The sequence below is a fragment of the Sphingobacterium sp. GQ94 genome, from assembly GCF_059758715.1.
The window spans coordinates 65,876-87,819 of record NZ_JCAXEC010000010.1 but is presented as its reverse complement, the minus strand read 5'-3'; the positions used below and the strand labels follow the sequence as shown (position 1 = coordinate 87,819).

Sequence of the window (21,944 nt, the reverse complement as noted above, 5' to 3'; positions counted from 1 at the left end):
TTGGTTTTAATTAAACAAATCTTCTAGTATATAGTCGTCCACCAAAACAGCAGTTGTTACTTTGAAATTCACAGTTCTTAGGAGTTCAGTGGTTAATGCATTTTGAGCTTCTTTGTTTCTAGCCCACGCCCTTCGAGCAATCCCATTATTAACATCAAAAAACAGCATTTGTTTCAATTTATTATCACAGGCAGTCGAACCATCTAATACCATTCCAAAACCGCCATTCACAACTTCTCCCCAGCCAACTCCACCTCCATTATGAATAGAGACCCAAGTTGCTCCTCGGAAACTATCTCCTATTACATTATGAATAGCCATATCTGCCGTGAATTTACTACCATCATAAATATTGCTTGTTTCACGAAAAGGAGAATCGGTACCGCTGACATCATGGTGATCCCTCCCAATTACTATGGGAGACGACAATCTTCCATCCCTTACAGCTTCATTAAACGCTTGGGCGATTTGCATTCTGCCTAACGCATCCGCATATAGAATCCTCGCCTGAGAACCGACAACTAAGTCATTTTTCTCAGCATCTTGGATCCATTTTATATTGTCCTGCATTTGCACCGAGGTCTGTTCGGTTACACTCTTTTGTAAATTCTTCAAAACCTCAAGAGCCAACCCGTCGGTTAATCTTAAATCTTCTGCTTTCCCAGAAGTACAGACCCACCGAAAGGGTCCGAATCCATAATCAAAACACATGGGCCCTAATATATCCTGAACATAAGAGGAATACTTAAAATTAATTTTATCCTCCGCCATCACCTGCGCACCGGCCCTACTTGCCTCGAGCAAAAAGGCATTACCATAATCAAAAAAATAGGTCCCCTTTGTAACATGCTGGTTGATGGCATTGATATGTCTGACCAAAGAATATTTAACTTTTTTCTCAAATAAGTCTGGATCTCTCACCATTAATTTATTAGATTCCAAAAAGGTTAGATCAACGGGATAATATCCTCCAGAATAGGGATTATGTAAAGAGGTCTGATCGGAACCAACAGTTACGTAAATATTAGCTTCATGAAATTTTTCCCAGACATTTACAATATTTCCAATATAAGCGATTGAAACCACTTGCTTGTTATTCATTGCGTTTTGAACCACTCGAACAAGGTCATCCAATTGATCAACTAAAATATCTACCCATCCCTGCTTAAAACGTTTATTGGCAGCCTCTGGATTAATCTCAGCACAAACGGTAATACAACCAGCAATATTCCCTGCTTTTGGTTGAGCGCCACTCATTCCTCCTAACCCCGAGGTAAGAAAAACACGTCCATCAATGGATTCCTCTTTTGTTAAACACTTACGAAAGGCATTCATAACTGTGATGGTTGTTCCGTGAACTATTCCTTGAGGACCTATATACATGTAAGATCCTGCTGTCATTTGCCCATATTGGGTTACACCTAAAGCATTATATTTATCGTAATCTTCCGCCTTAGAATAATTAGGGATCATCATGCCGTTTGTAATAACGACCCTTGGTGATTCTGTAAAAGATGGGAACAGCCCCATTGGATGACCGCTATAAATATGTAATGTTTGCTCATCAGTCATCTCAGATAGATATTTCATCGTCAAAAGATACTGCGACCAATTTTGAAACACTGCTCCATTGCCTCCATATGTAATCAATTCTTCAGGATACTGCGCAACTTCAGGATCGAGGTTATTTTGAATCATTAACATAATTGCGGCAGCTTGAATTGACTTTGCAGGATAATCACTTATCGGCCTAGCATACATAGAATACGAAGGCTTAAATCTATACATATAAATTCGTCCAAATTTTTTCAATTCCTCTAAAAATTCTGCTGCCAGCTCCTTATGCCATTCTTTAGGAAAATACCTTAAGGCATTACGAATAGCTAATTTTTGCTCATCTTTAGTAAGTATATTTCTACGCTCTGGAGCATGACTTACATTTAATTCCAAATTTCTTTTCGGTGGTAACTCAGTAGGTATGCCCTGAGAAATGGATGCTTTAAAATCAATTGTATTCATTTTTTTAATTCCTTTTAGAGTAAATTAGTTCGCCGTTTTTCCAAACATATGCAGGGTGTAATGTACCCGCTAAATATGGGATTTTTTGATAATTGTCTGTTTCATAAATCACTAAATCAGCAAGCATACCTATTTGAATTTTCCCCCTATCATGAAGATTTAATGCCTTTGCTGCTCGATATGTAATTGCAGCAAACAGCTCGGCGTTGCTTAATTTTTCATTTGTTGCCAAGATACTAGCACTTTCCATCAACTTACCCATGGGAGCGGAACCGGGATTCCAATCTGTGGCGATCGCTAATATAGCGCCTGAATCTAGTAATTTTCTGGCTGGTGCAAAACGACAACCAAGACCTAAAGAAGCTCCCGGCAAGGCAACAGCAACAACATTTGATTCTGAGAGTAGTTTTATTTCTTTATCTGTAGATGCTTCTAAATGGTCAGCAGATCGGGCGTCCATTTCCACGGCTAATTCAGAACCTGAAATGCTAAATTGATCCGCATGTACACATAAGTCAAACCCCATTGACTTAGCTTGTCGAAAATATGGACGTACTTGATTTGCAGTAAATGCATTTTTTTCAATAAAAGCATCAATTCTATTGCAAATATTCTCTGATTTCAAAATAGGAAATAAGTGATTGGCAATCTCTGCTAAATATTCTTCATGTTTTCCTTTAAAATCCATAGGAAGCATGTGAGCTGCCAAACATGTACTTATTAGGTCAACTTTAGATTTTTGATTAGCTTGGGAAATTGCTCGAAGTGCTTTTAACTCTTGATCAATCTGTAGACCATATCCACTTTTTACCTCAACACAAGTTATACCTTGCTTTAATAGCATTTCAGCTCGATGCAAAATTAACTCTTGTAACTCAATTTGGCTACAAAGCCGAGTTTGGGTAACTGTATTCCAAATTCCTCCACCTGCAGCTGCTATCTCTAAATAACTCCCACCAGAATTCCGAATAGCAAAATCATTTGCTCGATCTCCAGAAAAAGCAAGGTGAGTGTGGCAATCTATATAACCGGGCAATACAACACAGTCAACAGTTAATTCAATTCTTAACACATCTTGTGGTACGTCCTGATTAAGTCGATTATAGGGTCCGATTTCGGTGATGAGGTCTCCGCATATTACTATACCTGCATGTTCTAAAACTTCCAATTGGTGATCTCTTAGATTACCATGCATTGGTAAATTACTCATGGTCACTAATTGTTTAAAAGGACCTATTAATTTAGTTTGTTTTTGCATCTCTAATATGTATTAAAGGTTTCAATACCCTCTCCCATGTAGGCAAGTTTATCAGTCATGGCTATCTCCATCGCTAGAGCGATTAATTCCCCTGATTCTAAAATCTCTAAAGCAGAGTCTAAGAATTTTTCCATCACCTGATCTTCCTCAATATGTGGAATTTTACTCCGGATTTGTTTGTGCAAAGCTTCTATGATGGATGTTGATTGCAATGGGTAATGGTAATCCTTTGCTTGTGCAGCACAGAGTAACTCAATACTTAAAATTTTATTCACATTATCTAATACCTGAAGCAACTTTCTCCCAGATATAGAGCCCATACTTACATGATCTTCCTGTCCTAAAGAAGTAGGGATACTATCAGCACTTGCAGGAAAACATAGACCTTTGTTTTCACTAGCTATAGCAGCAGTACAATATTGAAGAATCATAAACCCAGAATTCAAACCAGTCGTTCTCATTAACAATTTAGGAACTCCATTAGTTTGTCCCTCTAATGATAAGTACACTCTCCTATCGGAGATATTTCCAATTTCTGAAATTGCTAAAGTGGCATAATCCAAAGGCATCGCAATGGGTTGACCATGAAAAGATCCACCTGAAATAGTAAGTTCATTATTAATAATAATAGGATTATCAGTAACCGAGTTAATTTCGGTTTCAATCATCTCCTTAAAATGAAGCCAAGCATTTCTTGAAGCACCGTGTACTTGGGGTATACATCGTAAGGAATATGGATCTTGCACCCTAGAACAATTCTTGTGAGATTCTAAAATTTCAGAATTTTTTAAAAGATTATAGATGGTTGAGGCTACAAAAACATTTCCCTTAAAAGGTCGTAATTGATGTAATTCTGAATAGAATGGTTTGATTGAACCATTTAATCCTTCAATCATCAAGGCGGCAATTAAATCTGCATTATTCATCAACTTATTCATTTCAACAACGGCTTTTACTCCATGAGCTGCCATAAATTGAGTTCCATTAATAAGTGCTAAGCCTTCTTTTGCTCCTAATGTTATCGGTTCAACACCAAATATCTTTAGAACCTCTGATGCCGGTTTCATTTCTCCTTTATACCAGATCTTGCCTAACCCTATTAATGGTAAGAAAAGATGTGATAACGGTGCTAAATCTCCCGATGCACCGACCGAACCTTGTTTAGGTACTACAGATATTAAATCCTCTTGGATATGCCAAAGGATTCTTTCAATAGTATTTAATTGTACACCGGAGAAACCTTTAGCTAAAGCATGAACTTTTAGAATCATCATCAATTTACTTAATTCCTTTTCAATGGGTTCACCAAGTCCGACAGCATGGCTTTTTAAAATATTCTCTTGCAATATTTTTGTGTCTTCAGCATTGATTAGACTTGTACATAAAGGTCCAAAACCGGTATTAATTCCATAAACCACCTTACCCTCCTCTACAATCTGTTGAACATAGTGAGCAGATTTATTAATTTTTTTTATACTAAGAACACTTAATACTCCTTTTATTGTTCCTTGAGCAAGACCTATTGCGACTGAAGAGCTTAAAAAGTCTTCTCCATATTTAAAGTTTTTCATAACTAAGTTTCTCTTAATTCAAAATTACAGGCTATATTTGATAATTAATAATATCAATATTATCAACTACTGATACCTATGAGTTATCAAATAGAATTGAGACATCTTCATTATTTTAAAACGGTTGCAGAAGAGTTACATTTCAGAAGGGCTGCTGAAAAACTTTTTATTGCGCAACCAGGACTTTCACGACAGATAAAACAATTGGAAAGTTATTATCAGGCCGAATTATTTATTCGAGATAACAGGAATGTAAAATTATCCAAAGCTGGACTCTATTTAAAAAATGAAGTTGATATTCTCTTTAATCAATTAAATAGTATACAAAGTCAAATTGAAAAAATATCCCAAGGTAAGATTACTTCCCTTAAATTGGGTTTCATTGGATCCACGGTACAGACTATCCTACCAGAATTATTGGTTGAACTAAAGCAAAATCAACCTCTGATAGATATAACTTTGAATGAACTTTCCAATGAAGTGCAGCTAAATCTCTTACAAAAAAATGAACTGGACTTTGGTTTTGTTAGAATCACGGACTGCCCATCTAGCATATGCTCACTTCCTGTTTTCACAGATCATTTTTCTTTAGTTGTCCCCAAACAACACTCCATAATCAAAAAGGGAAAAGTTCAACTGGCAGATTATAAAAATGAGTCCTTTATCTTATTTTCTAAGGAATATAGTAACTCATATTATGAGTTAGTAATGAGTATATTTAAAGATCAAGGATTTCATCCGAATGTTACTTTAAAAACAGTCAATGCCCTGAGTATTTTTAATTTAGTAAGCCAAGGATTAGGAGTGGCTATAGTTCCCTCGTCTTTACAGAAAGGATATCAGACTGATGTGGAATTTCTGGAACTTGATCATATTCCTCAAAGAACAACACTCTCACTAGTTTGGAATAGTAATAATAGAAATCCCGGAATTCCCTTAATGTTAAAGATTATCAGAAAAATAATAAACGAGCAAATGCTTTAGGGTACAAAAAAGTTTAAAAAGTTAATCTATTCAATCAGTACCACTTCGCACAAATGGTTGAAACGAAAACGTTTTTATTTCTTCTATTAACAATAAAAAATGCCATTAGAGGTAATTCTAATGGCATTTCTTATTACTATCATTTTATTATTGAAGAAATGTTTTCGAATTCAAAACTAAGTCATTGGGTTTCAAAACTTCCACTTTTTGCTCATTTTGCTTTTCAATTTTACTATTGGTTGACTGTTTTAACGCATGGTTTCCAAGCAACGGCGCTATAACTAATCCTACCAAACATGTTAACTTGATTAAAATATTCATTGAAGGACCAGATGTATCTTTAAATGGATCACCAACGGTATCGCCAGTAACAGCCGCTTTGTGTGCCTCCGAACCCTTGTAAGACATTTCTCCATTAATCAACACGCCGGCCTCAAAGGATTTTTTAGCGTTGTCCCAAGCTCCACCAGCATTGTTTTGGAAGATTGCCCAAAGTACTCCAGAAACTGCAACTCCTGCCATATAGGCTCCAAGAGCCTCAGCCCCCATCACAAATCCAACAATAATTGGGGTAATAATTGTGATTGCGCCAGGAAGCATCATTTCACGCAATGCTGCCTTCGTTGAAATATCAACGCATTTACTGTACTCTGGCGTTCCAGTTCCTTCTAATATTCCTGGAATCTCTCTAAATTGACGTCGAACTTCATTTACCATATCCATTGCAGCCTTCCCAACAGATTGCATTGCAAGCGCTGAAAATACAACTGGAATCATTCCTCCAATAAACAAAGCAGCTAATACATCCGCTTTAAAAATGTTGATTCCATCTATACCTGTAAAAGTCACATATGCAGCAAAAAGGGCCAATGCTGTTAATGCAGCTGACGCAATAGCGAATCCTTTACCAACCGCTGCTGTAGTATTTCCAACAGAGTCTAAAACATCAGTTCTTTGCCTAACTTCTTTAGGAAGGTCGCTCATTTCTGCAATTCCTCCTGCATTATCAGCGATTGGGCCAAATGCGTCAATGGCAAGTTGCATTGCTGTTGTAGCCATCATTGCAGAGGCCGCAATTGCAACTCCATAAAAGCCTGCTAATTCATATGATCCCCAAATTGCTAGAGCGAACAGTAATACAGAGGAAAAAGTTGATTTCATACCCGTAGCAAGTCCAGCAATTATATTTGTGGCAGCCCCTGTTGATGAATTTTTCACAATGTTAAGAACTGGCTTTTTTCCTAAACCCGTATAATACTCTGTGAAAGCTGAAATTAAACCTCCCACTGCTAAACCAACTAAAGTGGAATAGAATACATTCATTCTCGGAATATCTCGAAAGCCTTCACCAAAAAATTTCATTTGAATGACACTTGGAAGCATGTATTGAATTAAAAAGTAACAACATATCACCGTTAACAACATAGCTACCCAATTGCCCATATTCAATGCCATTTGAACTTGCGATTCTTTAGCATTATTATTTGTAATTTTTACAAAGAAAGTTCCGATTATGGAAGCTAAGATTCCTAGTCCAGCAATTACTATAGGTAATATGATAGGTCCCATTCCATTAAAAGCATCAGTATATGGCGTTAAGTTTGCCTCGGCCATATCTTTTATAATATAATTACCTAGAACCATTGAGGCTAAAACGGTAGCAACATAAGATCCAAATAAATCAGCTCCCATTCCAGCAACATCTCCGACATTATCTCCAACATTATCGGCGATCGTCGCAGGATTACGAGGATCATCCTCTGGAATACCGGCCTCTACCTTACCAACCAAATCAGCCCCAACATCTGCAGCCTTTGTGTAAATCCCCCCTCCAACTCTCGCGAACAAAGCGATGGATTCAGCACCTAATGAAAATCCTGCTAATGCTTCCAGAACAACAGTCATCTCTTGATAAAAATTCCCACCCTCTGTGATAAACATCTTAAGAAACAAAAGAAAGAAAATACTTAAACCTAAAACAGCTAAACCAGCTACGCCCAATCCCATCACAGTTCCGCCAGTGAAAGAAACCTTCAGAGCCTGAGGTAAGCTAGTTCGCGCTGCCTGCGTGGTTCTGACATTGGCTTTTGTGGCAATCCGCATTCCAATATTTCCAGCCAAAGCTGAAAAAAAAGCTCCGCAAATAAACGCTATCACAATGATCCAATGAGTTGTCTCAACTAAAGTCGAAACTATAAATAGTGCTATTGATGCAATAAATACAAAAATTAAGAGAATTTTGTATTCTGCTTTTAAAAAGGCTAAGGCTCCTTCATGAATACTTTTTGAAATAAATTGCATTCGACTCTCGCCAGCATCTTGCTTATTTACCCAATTTGCTTTTGAAAGCATAAATAGAAGTCCCAGAACAGCTAAGGCTGCGGGCAAATAGATAATTAGTTGTTCCATAGAAAGTTTATTTGGTTTATTCTAAAGATATCATTTTTTTTATCAAAAAAAAAAGCGCTAATATTATGCTTTCATTTTCTAAAAATGATTAATTTCATCTACGCTTAACTTCTAACTGCTTTGAAATCGATTACTTCATATTAAATCGCGTTCCAATGGTATTGATTTTCTACCAATTTTACATATTGGGAGTCTAGCAATTCTTTTAATACAGTTTCTTTCGCGTCCATTTTTCCGAACTCGATTGAATCCATGATTTCAGGAAGTGTTCTTGGATTAACTATTAATAGTTTATGAATTTGGTCTTTTATTTTCTGTTTTTGATTCGTCATAAATTCCCGAGTCACACACAGATCACAAACCATGCAAGGTTGAACGGAAGATTCTCCAAAATACTGTTGTAAAGATAAACTTCTACACATTTTATTGTCTAAAAATTGATAAACAGCTTTTACTTGCTCTTGTTTATTTTTTTTCCTTTCAGCAATAAACTGTGTATCAATATATAAGTTTTTATAATCAACCCTGTTTTGAAGAAATTGGAGCTGAGGTGACTCAGTACGAGGTAGGTAGGTAATCAATTCTTGTTGTTGCATCAGCATCAACATTTTAACTATCTCATCAAAAGGTTTACCCATTTTTTTCGCTAACTCAAATTCATTAATTGGTACAAAGAAATCAAACACCCCACCGTAAGCCCGTAATATAATCTTAATAAGTGGGTCAAAATGAGCACTTTGCACCTGAAACCTATACAGTTCTTGAAAATCTACTTCAAACTTAAGCCGAGCTGGAATGTACGTGGCCTCGCTTACATAAAGCCACTTATTTCGTTCCAAAGATTTCAATGCACTCATTGTTTTAACAACATCTAATTTATATTTTTTGGCAAAAGCCAAGAGGTCGAAATCGAAAAACAAACCATTTCCCGAACCGTATACTATTTGAAAATGGTTACACAGGAAATGATATGCCTGTTGAATAAACTGAAAGTCAGGAAAACTATTTTCAATATTTTCCCATAAAGAGTCTCGATTGATTTGCTGATATAATAAAACAGCATACGCTTTTTTTCCATCCCTACCAGCTCTACCCGCTTCTTGATAATACGCTTCCAGTGAGTCCGGTATGTCCAAATGAATTACAAACCTTACATTGGATTTATCGATGCCCATTCCAAAAGCATTGGTAGCAACAATCACACGAATTTGATTATTTGTCCAAGCGTCTTGTTTTTTCGCCCTATTTATCATATTAATACCTGCATGATAGTAATCTGCAGGAACTCCATGATTTAATAAATACCTAGCTACCTCCTGAGTTTCTCTACGATTTCGAACATAGACAATTCCTGTGCCCCCGATTTTGTTTATTATCTTGAGCAATCTATCCATTTTATTTTCTTCCTGGAAAACCATATAAGCCAAATTTTCCCGTTTGAAACTTTTGGAGAATACATTTTTATTTCTAAAGTCGAGCTTGTCTTGGATATCTTCTACAACCTTCTGAGTAGCTGTAGCGGTAAGAGCTATAAATGGAACCTTTGGATGGATTTCCCTTAATTTAGACAACTCAAGGTAGGATGGTCTAAAATCATATCCCCATTGTGAAATACAGTGTGCCTCATCTATGGCAAAAAGATTCACTTTCATATATTTTATTCGTTCCAAAACTAAATCGGAATACAACCTTTCTGGGGCTAGATAAAGGAATTTGATGTTACCAAAAATGCAGTTATCTAAAGCTATATCCAATTCTCTAGCAGATATGCCTGAATAAATGGCCATAGCTGAAATACCTCTTTTTTTCAAACCTTCGACCTGATCCTTCATCAAGGCAATTAAAGGGCTTATAACAATACATATACCTTCCAAGATTAATCCAGGGACCTGAAAGCAAATAGATTTACCACCACCCGTTGGCATAAGTCCTAAGGTATCTCGGCCCTCAAGAATTTCTTGGATAATTTCTTTCTGCAATTGCCTGAAATTATCGTATCCCCAATATTGCTTTAAGATGGATAAAGTCTTGTCCATAAATCTATATTATTTCAAATATAATCTCTTAATAAGTTGCTATAAACTTTTTGACTATTACCGATTTTAATATAAACCAAAGCTTTTCACAACTTTGAAAGCTACATTTTTAGCAAATAGCTCATTAAAAGTAATGCATGTAATACCACATTTTTTAACTAAAAAAGGCTGTCCAAACCTAAATTATTTGAGACAGCCTTATGCGTTAAATATTATTAGATACTAGGTATCTATTTTTGCATATTTTGCATTTTGCTCTATAAATTCTCTACGTGGAGCTACTTCGTCCCCCATTAACATTGAGAAAATACGATCACATTCAGCCGCATTGTCAATCGTTACTTGTCTAAGAGTACGTCTATCTGGGTCCATAGTAGTATCCCAAAGTTGTTCAGCATTCATCTCTCCCAAACCTTTATAACGTTGAACACCAACTGAATCTTCTTTTCCACTACCTTTTAATCGTTGGATAGCAGATAATCTTTGGTCTTCTGTCCATGCATACTCAAACTCACGACCTTTTTTCACCAAATATAAAGGAGGTGTTGCTATATAAATGTATCCTCTCTCAATAAGCTCTTTCATATAACGGAAGTAGAATGTAAGTAGCAAAGTTGCAATATGCGAACCATCCACGTCAGCATCCGTCATAATGATAATCTTATGGTAACGAAGTTTATCTATATTTAAAGCTTTGCTGTCTTCTGGTGTACCTATACTCACGCCTAATGCTGTGAACATATTTTTTATTTCTTCGTTTTCATAAATCTTATGCTCCATGGCCTTTTCCACATTCAAGATTTTACCCCGCAAAGGCATAATTGCCTGATATTTACGGTCTCTACCTTGTTTAGCAGTACCACCTGCAGAATCTCCCTCGACGAAGTAAATTTCACATTTCGCTGGATCACTATTGGAACAGTCAGCTAATTTACCAGGTAATCCAGAACCACCCATTACGGTTTTTCTTTGTACCAATTCTCTAGCTTTACGCGCTGCTGCACGGGCCTGAGCCGCTATGACAACTTTTTGAACGATTTGTTTAGCTTCCCTTGGATTCTCTTCCAAATATGAACTAAGAATTTCTCCTACAGCTATATCCACAGCTCCCATCACCTCAGAGTTTCCTAACTTAGTTTTAGTCTGACCCTCGAATTGAGGTTCCGCAACTTTTACGGAAATAACGGCTGTTAATCCTTCACGGAAATCGTCTCCTGTAATGTCTACTTTTAAATTCTTCAACAGGCCAGAATCATCGGCATATTTTTTCAAGGTACGAGTCAATCCACGGCGAAAACCAGCTACATGTGAACCTCCCTCAATCGTATTAATATTATTCACATATGAATGAACATTCTCAGAATAGGTATCATTATACTGTAAGGCTAGTTCAACTGGAATACCTTGTTTAATTCCCTCAACATAAATTGGTTCCGGAATTAATGATTGGCGGTTCCCATCTAAAAATTTCACAAATTCTTGTAATCCACCTTGAGAGTGGTAAACATTTTGTTTGAATTCACCATTCTCTAAAACCTCACGTTCATCGCGTAACGTCAAAGTTATTCCTTTATTCAAGAAAGAAAGTTCGCGCAAACGATTTGCTAAAGTATCGTAATTGAATACCGTAGTAGTAGTAAATATTTCAGCATCAGGTTGGAATGTTACAATGGTTCCATTTTTATCACTTACCCCAATTTCCCTTACATCAGCTAACGGTTTTCCTTTTGAATATTCCTGAACAAATATCTTACCTTCACGATATACTTCTGCCCGTAGGTGAATAGAAAGAGCATTTACACAGGATACACCAACACCATGTAAACCACCAGAAACTTTGTAGGTATCTTTATCAAATTTACCTCCAGCGTGTAAAACAGTCATAACCAATTCAAGGGCAGACTTGTTTTCTTTTTTATTTATACCTGTTGGAATACCACGCCCGTTATCTATTACTGAAACTGAATTATTCTCATGGATCGTCACTATGATTTCGTCACAATAACCTGCAACAGCCTCATCGATAGAGTTATCGACCACCTCATAAACCAAGTGGTGAAGGCCTTTTACACCTGTATCACCAATATACATAGAAGGTCGCTTACGTACAGCCTCTAAACCTTCTAAAACTTGGATATTGTCTGCTGAATACGTAGATGTTTTTTTATTTTCTTCGCTCATGAATAACCTTTAATATTACTGTTGATTAACTTTCAAAAATACGTAATTTTACGCTAAATATCAAACTTTGAGCCAGGAAAAATCCGACATATATTTAACCAATTCAAAAGTAAATTTAAGCTGTCATATGTGATGTTTTCAGGGTATTTTAGAAAAATTTCAAATTTTTATATTAGGTTTGTTATTAGAAAATTGAAATACAAATTAACAATGAATAAATTAGTAAAATTAACATTTGGAGTTTTGGCTACTGCCGCGATCGCATCATGTAACCAACAAGCGAACAAAGAAGCAGCCACCTCTGCCCCTCAAGCAGCCACAAAGGTTGCCACTATGGAAGAGAATATTGTTTATGTAAATTCTGACTCATTGTCGGAAAAATATCAATATTTTAAGGATGTTAGGACCAAACTTGAAGCAAAAGTCAAAAAGGCGCAAAGTGACTTGCAAGCAAAAGGTCAGGCCTATCAACGCGAACTAGCAGAATACCAACAAAAAGCGGCAACAATGAGCGCCACAGACCGCCAAGCAACAGAAGAACGTTTAGTGAGACACCAAAATGATTTAGGTCGTATGGATCAAAATGCTTCAACCTCTATCGCTCAAGAAGAACAAACTGAATTCACGAAGGTATATACCACGATAACAGACTATTTAAAGAAACATTCAGAAGAAAAAGGCTATAAATTAGTATTAACATATTCCAGAACAAACCCTGCGGTACTTTATGCAGATCCTAAAATGGAAATTACCAACCAAGTAATTGAGGCCTTAAATAAAGAATACAAAGACAAAGCGGCTACCGCTAAAAAATAAGACGACTCTTCTCTGCATTCAAAAGCTTTCTGAAAATATTCAGAAAGCTTTTTGTTTTTTAGTCGATATTTAAATTTCTCTTTGAGATCCCAAGAAAACTATTTAATTTCCATCTAAAGTAGTGGATATGATTAGGCAAATTTTAAATAAGCAGGAAAACGGTTATCATTGGTATGATATAACAAACCCTAGTGAAGAGGATTTCAAGAGCCTACAACAAGAGTATAATCTTAAGGATTCCTCTATAAAGGATTGTCTTGAAGTTGGACATCTTCCAAAAATTGAGGAATTCGATCATTATCATTTTCTAATCATTCGATTAATTTCGAGTAAATTCCCGGAAAACTTAGATACTCTGACAGACATAACCGATAGAATCTCTATTTTCTATGATACTAACTTTATAATCACTGTTCATCGCAACAACATAGAATCTTTGAATGATTTAATGGAGTTGGACAAAGGAAATAAGAAATTAAAATCAAGCAAAAGCCTAGTCAACTCTCTGGTATCTACATCATTAAAAACATTTGAGAATCTAGTAATAGAAGATCTATCAGAAAAATTAGACGATTATGAAGAGATTGTTTTTTTGCATAGTCGCAGGAAACCATTTCTAAGAAAATTATATTACTTAAAGAGACAAATAGATCTGATTAGAATTATTCTAACCCTGTATAAGGATATTGTTGACTATTTTCATCTTTCGGAGTACAAAAACACATATACTCAAGACTTAAAGGACATCTATTCTCGCACAAATACTTTATATAGAAATATTAGTGAAAATACAACTCAACTTCTAACGATTTATTTTAATATAGAGTCTAATCATACCAACGAGATCATGCGAACATTGACAATTATATCTGTCTTTTTCATGCCTCTAACATTTATTGTCGGTATTTACGGAATGAATTTTAAATATATGCCTGAATTGGAATTCCGTTACGGATATCCTATTATAATGCTGGCTATGATCATTTTATCCTTAAGTATCTATATCTGGTTCAAAAGAAAAAAATGGTTATAAAAGAAGATTCTTTTTAGATTTTGTTACTAGGAAATCTTTTAGATAATAGGGTTCAAAATAAGCCAAGTCTTCAAAATCTTGTTGAATAAATCGGTCATACGCTATTTTGTTCTGATACTCAGCTAAAGCTTTAAAAGATGGACGGATAATGACATTGTCATTGTTTGAAAACATCTCTTGAAACTTATCAGCTCCTGTCCCAAATAATTCCAAGGAATAGCCTTCTGAAATAAAAGTATCAAAACTGTGCTCATCTACAATTAATGCTTGGGTTGGCTCTAGAAGCGTCCCATCTGATCTATATATAGCCGTGTAAACTTCTTTTCTCCTTGCATCTATCATAGGACACAACAATGTAGGCATCTCATAAGAACCATTTTTGGACACATATCCGGATACTAATGCATCCAAGGTATTGTTCCCAATCAAAGGAATATCTAGAGCATAACATATCCCTTTTGCAACAGAGACCCCGATTCGCAGACCTGTATAAGAACCAGGACCTTTGCTTACTGCGACGGCAGCTAGTTCGTTAAACGCTACATTAGCCCCTTTTAATAAATCATGAATAAAAACTGTTAAACTTGCGGCATGCACGTTCGGTTCGTCGCCTATATGCGAAAACAGCACCTTTCCATGATTAGAAAGAGATACCGAACAAACATCGGTTGCAGTTTCTATAAAAAGTATATACGAATTTGACATATCAACTAAGGTACGGGATCATGGCCATGGCCACCCCATGGATTACAACTCAATATTCTTTTAATGGTTAACCAACCTCCTTTGAAAGGACCATATTTTTGAATGGCTAGTTTGCCATATTGTGAGCAAGTAGGTGAATACCTACAGCTTGCACCTAATAATGGTGATAAGAAAAGTTGATAAACTTTAATTACAGCTAAAAACATCCATTTTAAAGGAAGTTTAATCCCCTTTTCCCAAATCAGATTTAGCAAGTTCATTTTCCAATCTCGTTAAAAGTTGTTGTAGCTTATGATGTAATTCTTTGAAAGGTACTTGTTGCTTAGCTACAAATTGGATAGCTAATAATAAATGCTGAGAGGATCCTTGTAAATAGTGATAGAGTCGATGTTTTTCCAACCGGTAACATTCACGCATTTGTCTTTTTATACGGTTTCTGTCTACAGCCTTTTTAAACCTTTTCTTTGAAACCGATAATATATTCTGCACGGGATATATTTGATTTTCCCTCGTGATTTTTAAAAATACCACTCGAAAAGGGTACACAACAAAAGAAGAACCATCATGGAAAAGATTATCAATTAACCTTTTGCTACATAATCGTTCTTCTTTTGTGAATGTATATTTTCCCATCTCGATAACTGTAATTAGTTGGCTATTTAAGCACGGTTAACTAATCACCGGCGAGAATCCAATTAAGATTTGTGGCGGTATTCGTCAGAAACAGTAAGGCGTTTTCTACCTTTAGCTCTACGTGAAGCCAATACTCTTCTACCATTAGCCGAACTCATACGCTCTTTGAATCCGTGTTTATTTCTTCTTTTTCTTTGCGAAGGTTGAAATGTTCTCTTCATGACGCTTATATGCTTATTTTAAATACTTTTTTATCTAACTATCCTTCAAAACAGGAATGCAAAAATAAAGTTTATTTCTTAATTCTACAACACTCAAATTCCAAATAATTAAAAAAAGCAAGTTATTTCAGTCAAATGACTTCCAGAACTTGCTTTAAACAGAATGAACTATGTTTATTTATTTTTTAGAATATCTCTAATTTCTGATAGTAAAGCTTCTTCCTTAGTTGGTCCAACAATAGGATCAGGAGCAACTTCTTCTTCACGTTTAAGAGAATTTAGTCCTTTTATCACCAAGAATATACAAAAAGCAATAATTAAGAACTGAATGATTACATTAATAAAATTACCATACGTAATTGCCACTTCAGTCACACCGGCAGCTTCATTTGCTTCTTTAAGTACGTATTTAAGTTTAGAAAAATCTACACCACCTGTTAAATATCCAATTGGCGGCATGATAACATCATCTACCAAGGAGGTCACAATTTTTCCAAATGCACCACCGATCACTACACCGACAGCGAGATCGACAACACTGCCACGCATGGCGAACTCTTTAAATTCTTTTAGAAATCCCATAAATTTTAAAGTCTAATAATGTAAATAAATTCTTATTTAAGTTCTTAAATAACACATGTTACCTACACAAAAAAAACAGTTTAAATCGATAAATAGAAATTATTTCTGAAATAACTTTTCCATAAAGACAGAATACATTCGGGATGTTCCTAAAGAAAATTTATCATTAAATTCATTATTTATTTTCGTGGAGGACATATCGCAATACCTTGTATCAATGATAAAAGTTATTGAAGTTTAAAATAAACACTCAAAAGAAAACAAGACATCTCTTTCACTGCAAATATGAAATAAAATTATAAGCTATTAAAAATATAAATTTAGAAATCGACACTGCTGATATAACCAAAGACTATCTAATTTCAATTGGACAGAACTCTCCCAAATACATCTAGATATATTTTTTCTGGGTGTTCATTTATAAAATATTATTCCTCTTTAAAATGATTCAACAAAAAAAACATTAACATCTACATATCAGCATTTTATCATTTGATATATTTTAATATCTAACACTTCAATTGAAGACTATTCAATACGTTTGTAAAATTTTTACTACTCATCTAACATTCCGAATGATATAGAAGTAACCTAGATTTGAGAATTACTTATAAAAAAGCGCTTAAGTTTTGGAAGATCATTACGAAAAATTACCTCTTTAATTTTCCTTGTTTAGTCATTACAGTTTCTATTTCATGAGCTGATCCATTGTAACAATAGGTATATCCTTTCTGCTTTCCACGAGTAAGGGTTCTTCATTTTTATACGAATATCCCCTCTCTGACAACTCCCATAGCAGTGGGGCTAAAAAATGAATACATGCATTTGCTCCCTGCGAAATTGCAGCTTGATTATGTGTTTCTTTTGAATTTTTCGCCTCATTTTCTATTTCAAATGGGCCTGTAAATCCCCTATTATGTAAAGCCTCAACAAATGCATTCCAATCCATATTATCCGTTCCTCCAAAACCAGGCAACATTGCGGTATAATGATGTCTGTCCCAGTCATTTCTTGGAAGTACTACACCAGCCAATCTCGCTAGCTCAGGATCAACAGACTGCATAGGATACATCCCTCCCCACTGTGTTCTGGCTTTCCCATCATTCACACGTGTAGTTTTTACATGAATTCGCTTAAGTCTATTAATGTCCATATCAAGAATTACATCAACTGGATTAATATTTTGCCAGATGTCATGTGAAGGATCATAGATTTCACCATGTGCATGACTTGGAATTAGCGCATACATCAATTTGCGAGCCGCTAGTACACCCGAAAGGTTATTAAAGGTGTTTGTATACCTTGAAGACCTCCAGCCCTCCATAGGGCAGTTTTCATAAACTAAAGTAACCCCTAAATCTTCTGCATATTTAACGATCGGTTGAAACACTCTATAATACTCATCTAAGTTTTTCTGAAAACCATCAATCTGATTTCCGAGTTCATGATTATACCCAACAAAAGTTCCAACTTTAATGTCATTTCTGTCACCGCCCAATAAATATGAAATTCGAATTAATTTAAGAAGATGATTCTGATTCTTAATTCTTTCGGATTCTTCTCCACCAATCATATTTTCAAAAGCACCCAAAGACAGTCTAAGTGATTTTTCATTAAATTTTTCCAAAACTCTCTTAGCATCATCTAATGTAAAGCCTTCATAATCCAAATGGGTTGCTGTATGGTCTAATCGGGCTCCATCTTTTCGAAACACACAGAGATCGATTCCTTGTGCGTTACTTTCTACCGCAGCTTCTAATAACTCATCTTGATTTAGCTTTTCGTAAGCTGAACTCATTAACCATATAGGGTTTTGAATATATTTCATTATATAAAATTGTATTTAGTATTTAAAACATAAAAAAAGCCCAATGAAGGGCTTAGAATGTAACAATGTTTTAAAGAACTTATGCTTTGTTCTTTAATTCTTGAATTCCTAGACGTAAAGATTGAGATAAAGTTTTAATTTCTTGCAATCCTTTACGTACACGAGTGCCAGCTGCACTATTCCCTTTGGAATAGAATTTATCTGCATCATTTTCTAAACCATCAATTAAAGATTTCAATTCTTTAAATTTATTAATACTTGCCATAATCTTAAGATTTTTTTTATAATTAGATCTAACTTGCTTAAAATTAGCATCTTTTTTCAAAAATCAAAATAAAAAACAAAAAAGGTGACTTTCTCAAGTCACCTTTTTTATATTAAATAGGATGAGTCTAATCTACATTATCATGCAAAAAAGAATTATTTGGTCTAATCTCTGTTTCTCCCTCGTCAAAAGACAAAGTAAATCGGGATACCTGAGATTGAGAAGAATGAGGCACATCATCTAATGTCTTTTGCTTTCTTTTAAAAGCTGGTTCACTCTCAAGCTCTTGCAAACCATTAGAAGACTTCAACTTCATACTTAACTCTTTCAAACGCAAAATGCGTTCTTTTGTTTTAAGCAATTGATCTTCAAAATTTGTTTCTTCCTTTTTAGCTTCTTCAAGTTCAACCTCCGCCAATGGGGCAATCTCATTAGTTTCAGCACTGGAATATACATCTTCTTCATTCACTTGACTAACAGAATCTTCCTCTGTAGAAGAATATACATCAAATACAGTAGGAAGCTTGAATTCAAACATAGATGGAGAAGTTTTAAGTTCAAATCCGTGTGGATTTGAATCTTCTTTTTCAAGCTCAATCTCAGAAGTATTTTCTATTTCAAGTGTATGACGAATCATTTGAGATTCACTATTTTCAACCTTTGAAACATGAGGAGTAACAGTTGTTTTATTAGAAAACAAATCCGTTTGAGAAGTCTGTGTTGAAACACTCTCTGCAGATGTTGCAGGTTTTATAAAACTACTCCCATCAGATGCTTTGTCGGCGAATTGGTTTGTAGCTACCGGTTTCACAAATGCTGAGGTGTGAACATCAGGAGTTAAAGGAATAGCAATTTTTTCTTTCTCTTTTTCCTTAACACGTTGTTCAGCTGTTTGAAATCCAGTAGCAATTATGGTAACAGAAAGCTCGTCTTCATAATTTTCATCGATACAGTTACCCCAAATAAGATCAGCAGATAAACCTGCTTTTTCTTGAATGTAATCAGTAATTATAGCGACTTCGTCCATAGTTACCTCGCGTGTACCGGAGGTTATATTTAATAATATGTATCGAGCACCTTCAATTTCATTATCTTTTAACAGAGGGGAAGCTAATGCACCAGTTACAGCATCTAATGCACGTTGCTCTCCTTTGGAAACAGCATTACCCATTATAGCGACACCGCTGTCATTCATAACAGTACGAACATCTTTAAAATCGACGTTGACATAACCAGGGATAGTAATGATTTCAGCAATACCTTTGGCAGCTGTAGTTAAAATATCATCTGCTTTTGCAAAAGCAGCAGTCATGGTTAAATTTCCAAAAATCTCGCGAAGGCGATCGTTGGAAATTACTAAATAAGAATCGACATATTTACGCAATTCACCAAGGCCATCTTCAGCCTGCATGCGACGTCTTTTACCCTCAAATGTGAAAGGAGTAGTAACTATAGCTACCGTAAGAATACCTAATTCTTTTGCAGCCTTAGCCAACACAGGACTAGCACCCGTTCCAGTACCACCACCCATACCAGCTGTGATAAAAAGCATCTTTGTATTGGTACCTAACATCCTTTTGATATCCTCGATACTCTCAATAGCAGAATTTTCACCTACATCTGGATCAGCACCTGCTCCCATACCCTCTGTCAAACTAACTCCTAATTGGACTTTATTAGGAATTGGACTCAACTCCAAAGCTTGTGCATCCGTGTTACATACTATGAAATCAACACCACTAATTCCCTGTTTATACATGTGGTTAACGGCATTTCCACCGCCACCACCAACACCAATTACTTTGATAATTGATGAATTTTCCTTTAACATTTCAAATTGAATCGACATATTTTTATCCTATTTAATTCTGCATCAATCTATTACGTAACCATAACTTGACTCAACAATTCTAATGTAATATTACCAATTTATTAACAACTGTTTTCCACATTTGTTGAAAATGTGGAAAAAACACAACATTGTTGATAATTATTTTTTCCCGATAAACGTGTCATCATCGATATCCGCCCCATCTTTGATCCAGTCTCCTAAAAAACGTGTCAACCAACCTTCTTTTTTGCTTTGTCCGTCCGCTATGTCTTTAACGTTTTCTGGTCTATTTTCTTTTACAACCCCTGATTTTTTTACAAATTTTTCTTGATTGCGTTTCTCTTCTTCTTCTATAGATTGAATTCCCTTTATTAATAAACCAATCCCAGTAGCATACAATGGACTCTTTAACTCATCAAAAGCCTGTTTATTCAACATATCAGTTTTTGCTAAGAACTCATTAGGATATCCAATTCGACAATCAATACCGGTGATATATTCTACTAATTGGATAAGATGTTTCAATTGAGCTCCCCCACCCGTAATAACGATTCCAGCAATTAGTTTATCTTCATAACCAGAAGCTTTAATTTCATAATACACGTGCTCAATAATCTCTTCCATTCTAGCCTGGATGATGTAAGCAAGGTTCTTAACAGAAATCTCCTTAGCTTCTCTTCCGCGAATGCCAGGCACACAAATAACTTCATTATCTTTATTTTCATCCGCTAATGCAGATCCATACCGTACCTTTAATTGCTCAGCTTGATTTCTCAACACTGCACATCCTTGACGGATATCTTCGGTTACAATGTTACCACCTAATGGAATCACGGCAGTATGACGAATAATACCTTCATGGAATATTGCAACATCTGTTGTACCTCCACCTATATCAACTAATACAACACCGGCCGTTTTTTCTTCCTCATCCAACACAGCCTCAGATGAAGCCAAAGGCTCAAGAATTAATTCAGAAACTTCCAAATCAGAATTATCTACACATCTTTTTATATTTTTAATATCAGTTACTCGTCCAGAAATAATATGAAAGTTTGCTTCAACGCGCCTTCCGGCCATACCTATCGGCTCTTTAATTCCAGGTTCATTATCAATGGTAAACTCCTGCGGTAATACATGGATAATTTCTTCTCCTGGAGGGAGTACCAATTTGTACATGTCAGAGATTAGACGTTCAATGTCCAACCTTCCAATTTCATCATCGTCGTTTTTAGTTAGAATTCCACGATGTTGGATGCTTTTGATGTGCTGACCTGCAATACCTACATTAACAACTTTTATGTCTACATTAGATTGCCCTTCAGCAACAGCAACAGCTTCACGAATGCTGGTCACCGTTTTCTGAATGTTTGCAACCACCCCACGATTTACCCCAGCAGATTCTGCTTTACCAACTCCTAATAACTCCACCTTGTTAGAACCACTCCGACGGCCTACGGTAACACAAATTTTTGTTGTTCCGATGTCCAATCCAACGATAATTGGATTTTCTTTTTCATTTTCTACAATTCTAGGTTTCATATGCTGTGTTTGATGCTGTATATTATTATT

General features: G+C 35.6%; 18 protein-coding genes. 3 read left to right on the top strand and 15 right to left on the bottom strand.

Annotated features, from left to right (window positions below; genetic code table 11):
* Positions 1-6 precede the first annotated feature (6 nt).
* From hutU to hutH, 3 genes are read right to left on the bottom strand one after another with little or no spacing between them, the layout of a single operon-like run.
* The gene (gene hutU / locus AC6CHH_RS10770; RefSeq protein WP_498282666.1) at positions 7-2,019 is read right to left on the bottom strand and encodes a urocanate hydratase; all 2,013 of its coding nucleotides are present in this window, start codon (positions 2,017-2,019) and stop codon (positions 7-9) included.
* A 4-nt stretch (positions 2,020-2,023) separates the two neighbouring features.
* On the bottom strand, positions 2,024-3,277 hold the full coding sequence (hutI, locus tag AC6CHH_RS10765; RefSeq protein WP_498282664.1) for an imidazolonepropionase: 1,254 nt from the start codon (positions 3,275-3,277) through the stop codon (positions 2,024-2,026).
* A 2-nt stretch (positions 3,278-3,279) separates the two neighbouring features.
* The gene (gene hutH, locus AC6CHH_RS10760) at positions 3,280-4,848 is read right to left on the bottom strand and encodes a histidine ammonia-lyase (RefSeq protein ID WP_498282662.1); all 1,569 of its coding nucleotides are present in this window, start codon (positions 4,846-4,848) and stop codon (positions 3,280-3,282) included.
* Positions 4,849-4,926: 78 nt separating this feature from the next.
* On the opposite strand from hutH, the gene AC6CHH_RS10755 reads away from it, so the two are divergent.
* Positions 4,927-5,832: a LysR family transcriptional regulator gene (locus tag AC6CHH_RS10755; RefSeq protein ID WP_498282660.1), complete on the top strand. Its 906-nt coding sequence runs from the start codon at positions 4,927-4,929 to the stop codon at positions 5,830-5,832.
* A gap of 147 nt (positions 5,833-5,979) precedes the next feature.
* Here the strand turns inward: AC6CHH_RS10755 and AC6CHH_RS10750 are convergent, their stop codons facing one another.
* The 3 genes from AC6CHH_RS10750 to gyrB all read right to left on the bottom strand — a co-directional run bounded on the left by AC6CHH_RS10750 (position 5,980) and on the right by gyrB (position 12,458).
* Positions 5,980-8,241 carry a sodium-translocating pyrophosphatase gene (locus AC6CHH_RS10750; protein WP_498282658.1) on the bottom strand — a complete coding sequence of 754 codons (2,262 nt, stop codon included), beginning with the start codon at positions 8,239-8,241 and terminating at the stop codon, positions 5,980-5,982.
* Positions 8,242-8,381: 140 nt separating this feature from the next.
* A complete protein-coding gene (locus tag AC6CHH_RS10745; RefSeq protein WP_498282656.1) occupies positions 8,382-10,277 on the bottom strand; it encodes a RecQ family ATP-dependent DNA helicase in 1,896 nt (631 codons plus the stop codon).
* Positions 10,278-10,499: 222 nt separating this feature from the next.
* Positions 10,500-12,458, bottom strand: a complete 1,959-nt coding sequence (gyrB, locus tag AC6CHH_RS10740) for a DNA topoisomerase (ATP-hydrolyzing) subunit B (RefSeq protein ID WP_498282654.1) — start codon at positions 12,456-12,458, stop codon at positions 10,500-10,502.
* A gap of 210 nt (positions 12,459-12,668) precedes the next feature.
* On the opposite strand from gyrB, the gene AC6CHH_RS10735 reads away from it, so the two are divergent.
* The gene (locus AC6CHH_RS10735) at positions 12,669-13,274 is read left to right on the top strand and encodes an OmpH/Skp family outer membrane protein (protein ID WP_498282652.1); all 606 of its coding nucleotides are present in this window, start codon (positions 12,669-12,671) and stop codon (positions 13,272-13,274) included.
* 127 nt (positions 13,275-13,401) lie between these two features.
* Positions 13,402-14,307, top strand: coding sequence for a CorA family divalent cation transporter (locus AC6CHH_RS10730; RefSeq protein ID WP_498282650.1), 906 nt, complete (start codon positions 13,402-13,404; stop codon positions 14,305-14,307).
* Here AC6CHH_RS10730 and tsaB read toward each other — a convergent pair.
* The 9 genes from tsaB to ftsA form a co-directional block, all read right to left on the bottom strand.
* Positions 14,302-15,012: a tRNA (adenosine(37)-N6)-threonylcarbamoyltransferase complex dimerization subunit type 1 TsaB gene (tsaB, locus tag AC6CHH_RS10725; RefSeq protein ID WP_498282648.1), complete on the bottom strand. Its 711-nt coding sequence runs from the start codon at positions 15,010-15,012 to the stop codon at positions 14,302-14,304. The two genes, AC6CHH_RS10730 and tsaB, sit on opposite strands and share 6 nt — an antisense overlap.
* 5 nt (positions 15,013-15,017) lie before the next feature.
* The gene (gene yidD, locus AC6CHH_RS10720) at positions 15,018-15,272 is read right to left on the bottom strand and encodes a membrane protein insertion efficiency factor YidD (protein WP_498282646.1); all 255 of its coding nucleotides are present in this window, start codon (positions 15,270-15,272) and stop codon (positions 15,018-15,020) included.
* Complete coding sequence (rnpA, locus tag AC6CHH_RS10715; protein WP_498282644.1) at positions 15,235-15,645, bottom strand: ribonuclease P protein component; 411 nt, start codon at positions 15,643-15,645, stop codon at positions 15,235-15,237. Before rnpA ends, yidD begins: the two co-directional genes overlap by 38 nt.
* A gap of 62 nt (positions 15,646-15,707) precedes the next feature.
* Positions 15,708-15,866: a 50S ribosomal protein L34 gene (gene rpmH / locus AC6CHH_RS10710; protein WP_498282642.1), complete on the bottom strand. Its 159-nt coding sequence runs from the start codon at positions 15,864-15,866 to the stop codon at positions 15,708-15,710.
* A gap of 174 nt (positions 15,867-16,040) precedes the next feature.
* Complete coding sequence (gene mscL / locus AC6CHH_RS10705) at positions 16,041-16,448, bottom strand: large-conductance mechanosensitive channel protein MscL (RefSeq protein ID WP_498282640.1); 408 nt, start codon at positions 16,446-16,448, stop codon at positions 16,041-16,043.
* Between the two features lie 688 nt (positions 16,449-17,136).
* Complete coding sequence (locus AC6CHH_RS10700; RefSeq protein ID WP_498282638.1) at positions 17,137-18,276, bottom strand: sugar phosphate isomerase/epimerase family protein; 1,140 nt, start codon at positions 18,274-18,276, stop codon at positions 17,137-17,139.
* A 79-nt stretch (positions 18,277-18,355) separates the two neighbouring features.
* Positions 18,356-18,541 (bottom strand): BF3379 family histone-like protein, encoded by a 186-nt coding sequence (locus AC6CHH_RS10695; RefSeq protein WP_498282636.1) that lies wholly within the window; start codon positions 18,539-18,541, stop codon positions 18,356-18,358.
* A 127-nt stretch (positions 18,542-18,668) separates the two neighbouring features.
* Positions 18,669-20,390, bottom strand: coding sequence for a cell division protein FtsZ (gene ftsZ, locus AC6CHH_RS10690; protein ID WP_498282634.1), 1,722 nt, complete (start codon positions 20,388-20,390; stop codon positions 18,669-18,671).
* 141 nt (positions 20,391-20,531) lie between these two features.
* Positions 20,532-21,914 carry a cell division protein FtsA gene (ftsA, locus tag AC6CHH_RS10685; RefSeq protein WP_498282632.1) on the bottom strand — a complete coding sequence of 461 codons (1,383 nt, stop codon included), beginning with the start codon at positions 21,912-21,914 and terminating at the stop codon, positions 20,532-20,534.
* Positions 21,915-21,944: the final 30 nt, after the last annotated feature.

Excerpts from the sequence above, each read along its gene's own strand:
- hutU (WP_498282666.1), bottom strand. The coding sequence starts at position 2,019 with ATGAATACAATTGATTTTAAAGCATCCATTTCTCAGGGCATACCTACT.
- hutI (WP_498282664.1), bottom strand. The coding sequence starts at position 3,277 with ATGCAAAAACAAACTAAATTAATAGGTCCTTTTAAACAATTAGTGACC.
- hutH (WP_498282662.1), bottom strand. The coding sequence starts at position 4,848 with ATGAAAAACTTTAAATATGGAGAAGACTTTTTAAGCTCTTCAGTCGCA.
- AC6CHH_RS10755 (WP_498282660.1), top strand. The coding sequence starts at position 4,927 with ATGAGTTATCAAATAGAATTGAGACATCTTCATTATTTTAAAACGGTT.
- AC6CHH_RS10750 (WP_498282658.1), bottom strand. The coding sequence starts at position 8,241 with ATGGAACAACTAATTATCTATTTGCCCGCAGCCTTAGCTGTTCTGGGA.
- AC6CHH_RS10745 (WP_498282656.1), bottom strand. The coding sequence starts at position 10,277 with ATGGACAAGACTTTATCCATCTTAAAGCAATATTGGGGATACGATAAT.
- gyrB (WP_498282654.1), bottom strand. The coding sequence starts at position 12,458 with ATGAGCGAAGAAAATAAAAAAACATCTACGTATTCAGCAGACAATATC.
- AC6CHH_RS10735 (WP_498282652.1), top strand. The coding sequence starts at position 12,669 with ATGAATAAATTAGTAAAATTAACATTTGGAGTTTTGGCTACTGCCGCG.
- AC6CHH_RS10730 (WP_498282650.1), top strand. The coding sequence starts at position 13,402 with ATGATTAGGCAAATTTTAAATAAGCAGGAAAACGGTTATCATTGGTAT.
- tsaB (WP_498282648.1), bottom strand. The coding sequence starts at position 15,012 with ATGTCAAATTCGTATATACTTTTTATAGAAACTGCAACCGATGTTTGT.
- yidD (WP_498282646.1), bottom strand. The coding sequence starts at position 15,272 with ATGAACTTGCTAAATCTGATTTGGGAAAAGGGGATTAAACTTCCTTTA.
- rnpA (WP_498282644.1), bottom strand. The coding sequence starts at position 15,645 with ATGGGAAAATATACATTCACAAAAGAAGAACGATTATGTAGCAAAAGG.
- rpmH (WP_498282642.1), bottom strand. The coding sequence starts at position 15,866 with ATGAAGAGAACATTTCAACCTTCGCAAAGAAAAAGAAGAAATAAACAC.
- mscL (WP_498282640.1), bottom strand. The coding sequence starts at position 16,448 with ATGGGATTTCTAAAAGAATTTAAAGAGTTCGCCATGCGTGGCAGTGTT.
- AC6CHH_RS10700 (WP_498282638.1), bottom strand. The coding sequence starts at position 18,276 with ATGAAATATATTCAAAACCCTATATGGTTAATGAGTTCAGCTTACGAA.
- AC6CHH_RS10695 (WP_498282636.1), bottom strand. The coding sequence starts at position 18,541 with ATGGCAAGTATTAATAAATTTAAAGAATTGAAATCTTTAATTGATGGT.
- ftsZ (WP_498282634.1), bottom strand. The coding sequence starts at position 20,390 with ATGTCGATTCAATTTGAAATGTTAAAGGAAAATTCATCAATTATCAAA.
- ftsA (WP_498282632.1), bottom strand. The coding sequence starts at position 21,914 with ATGAAACCTAGAATTGTAGAAAATGAAAAAGAAAATCCAATTATCGTT.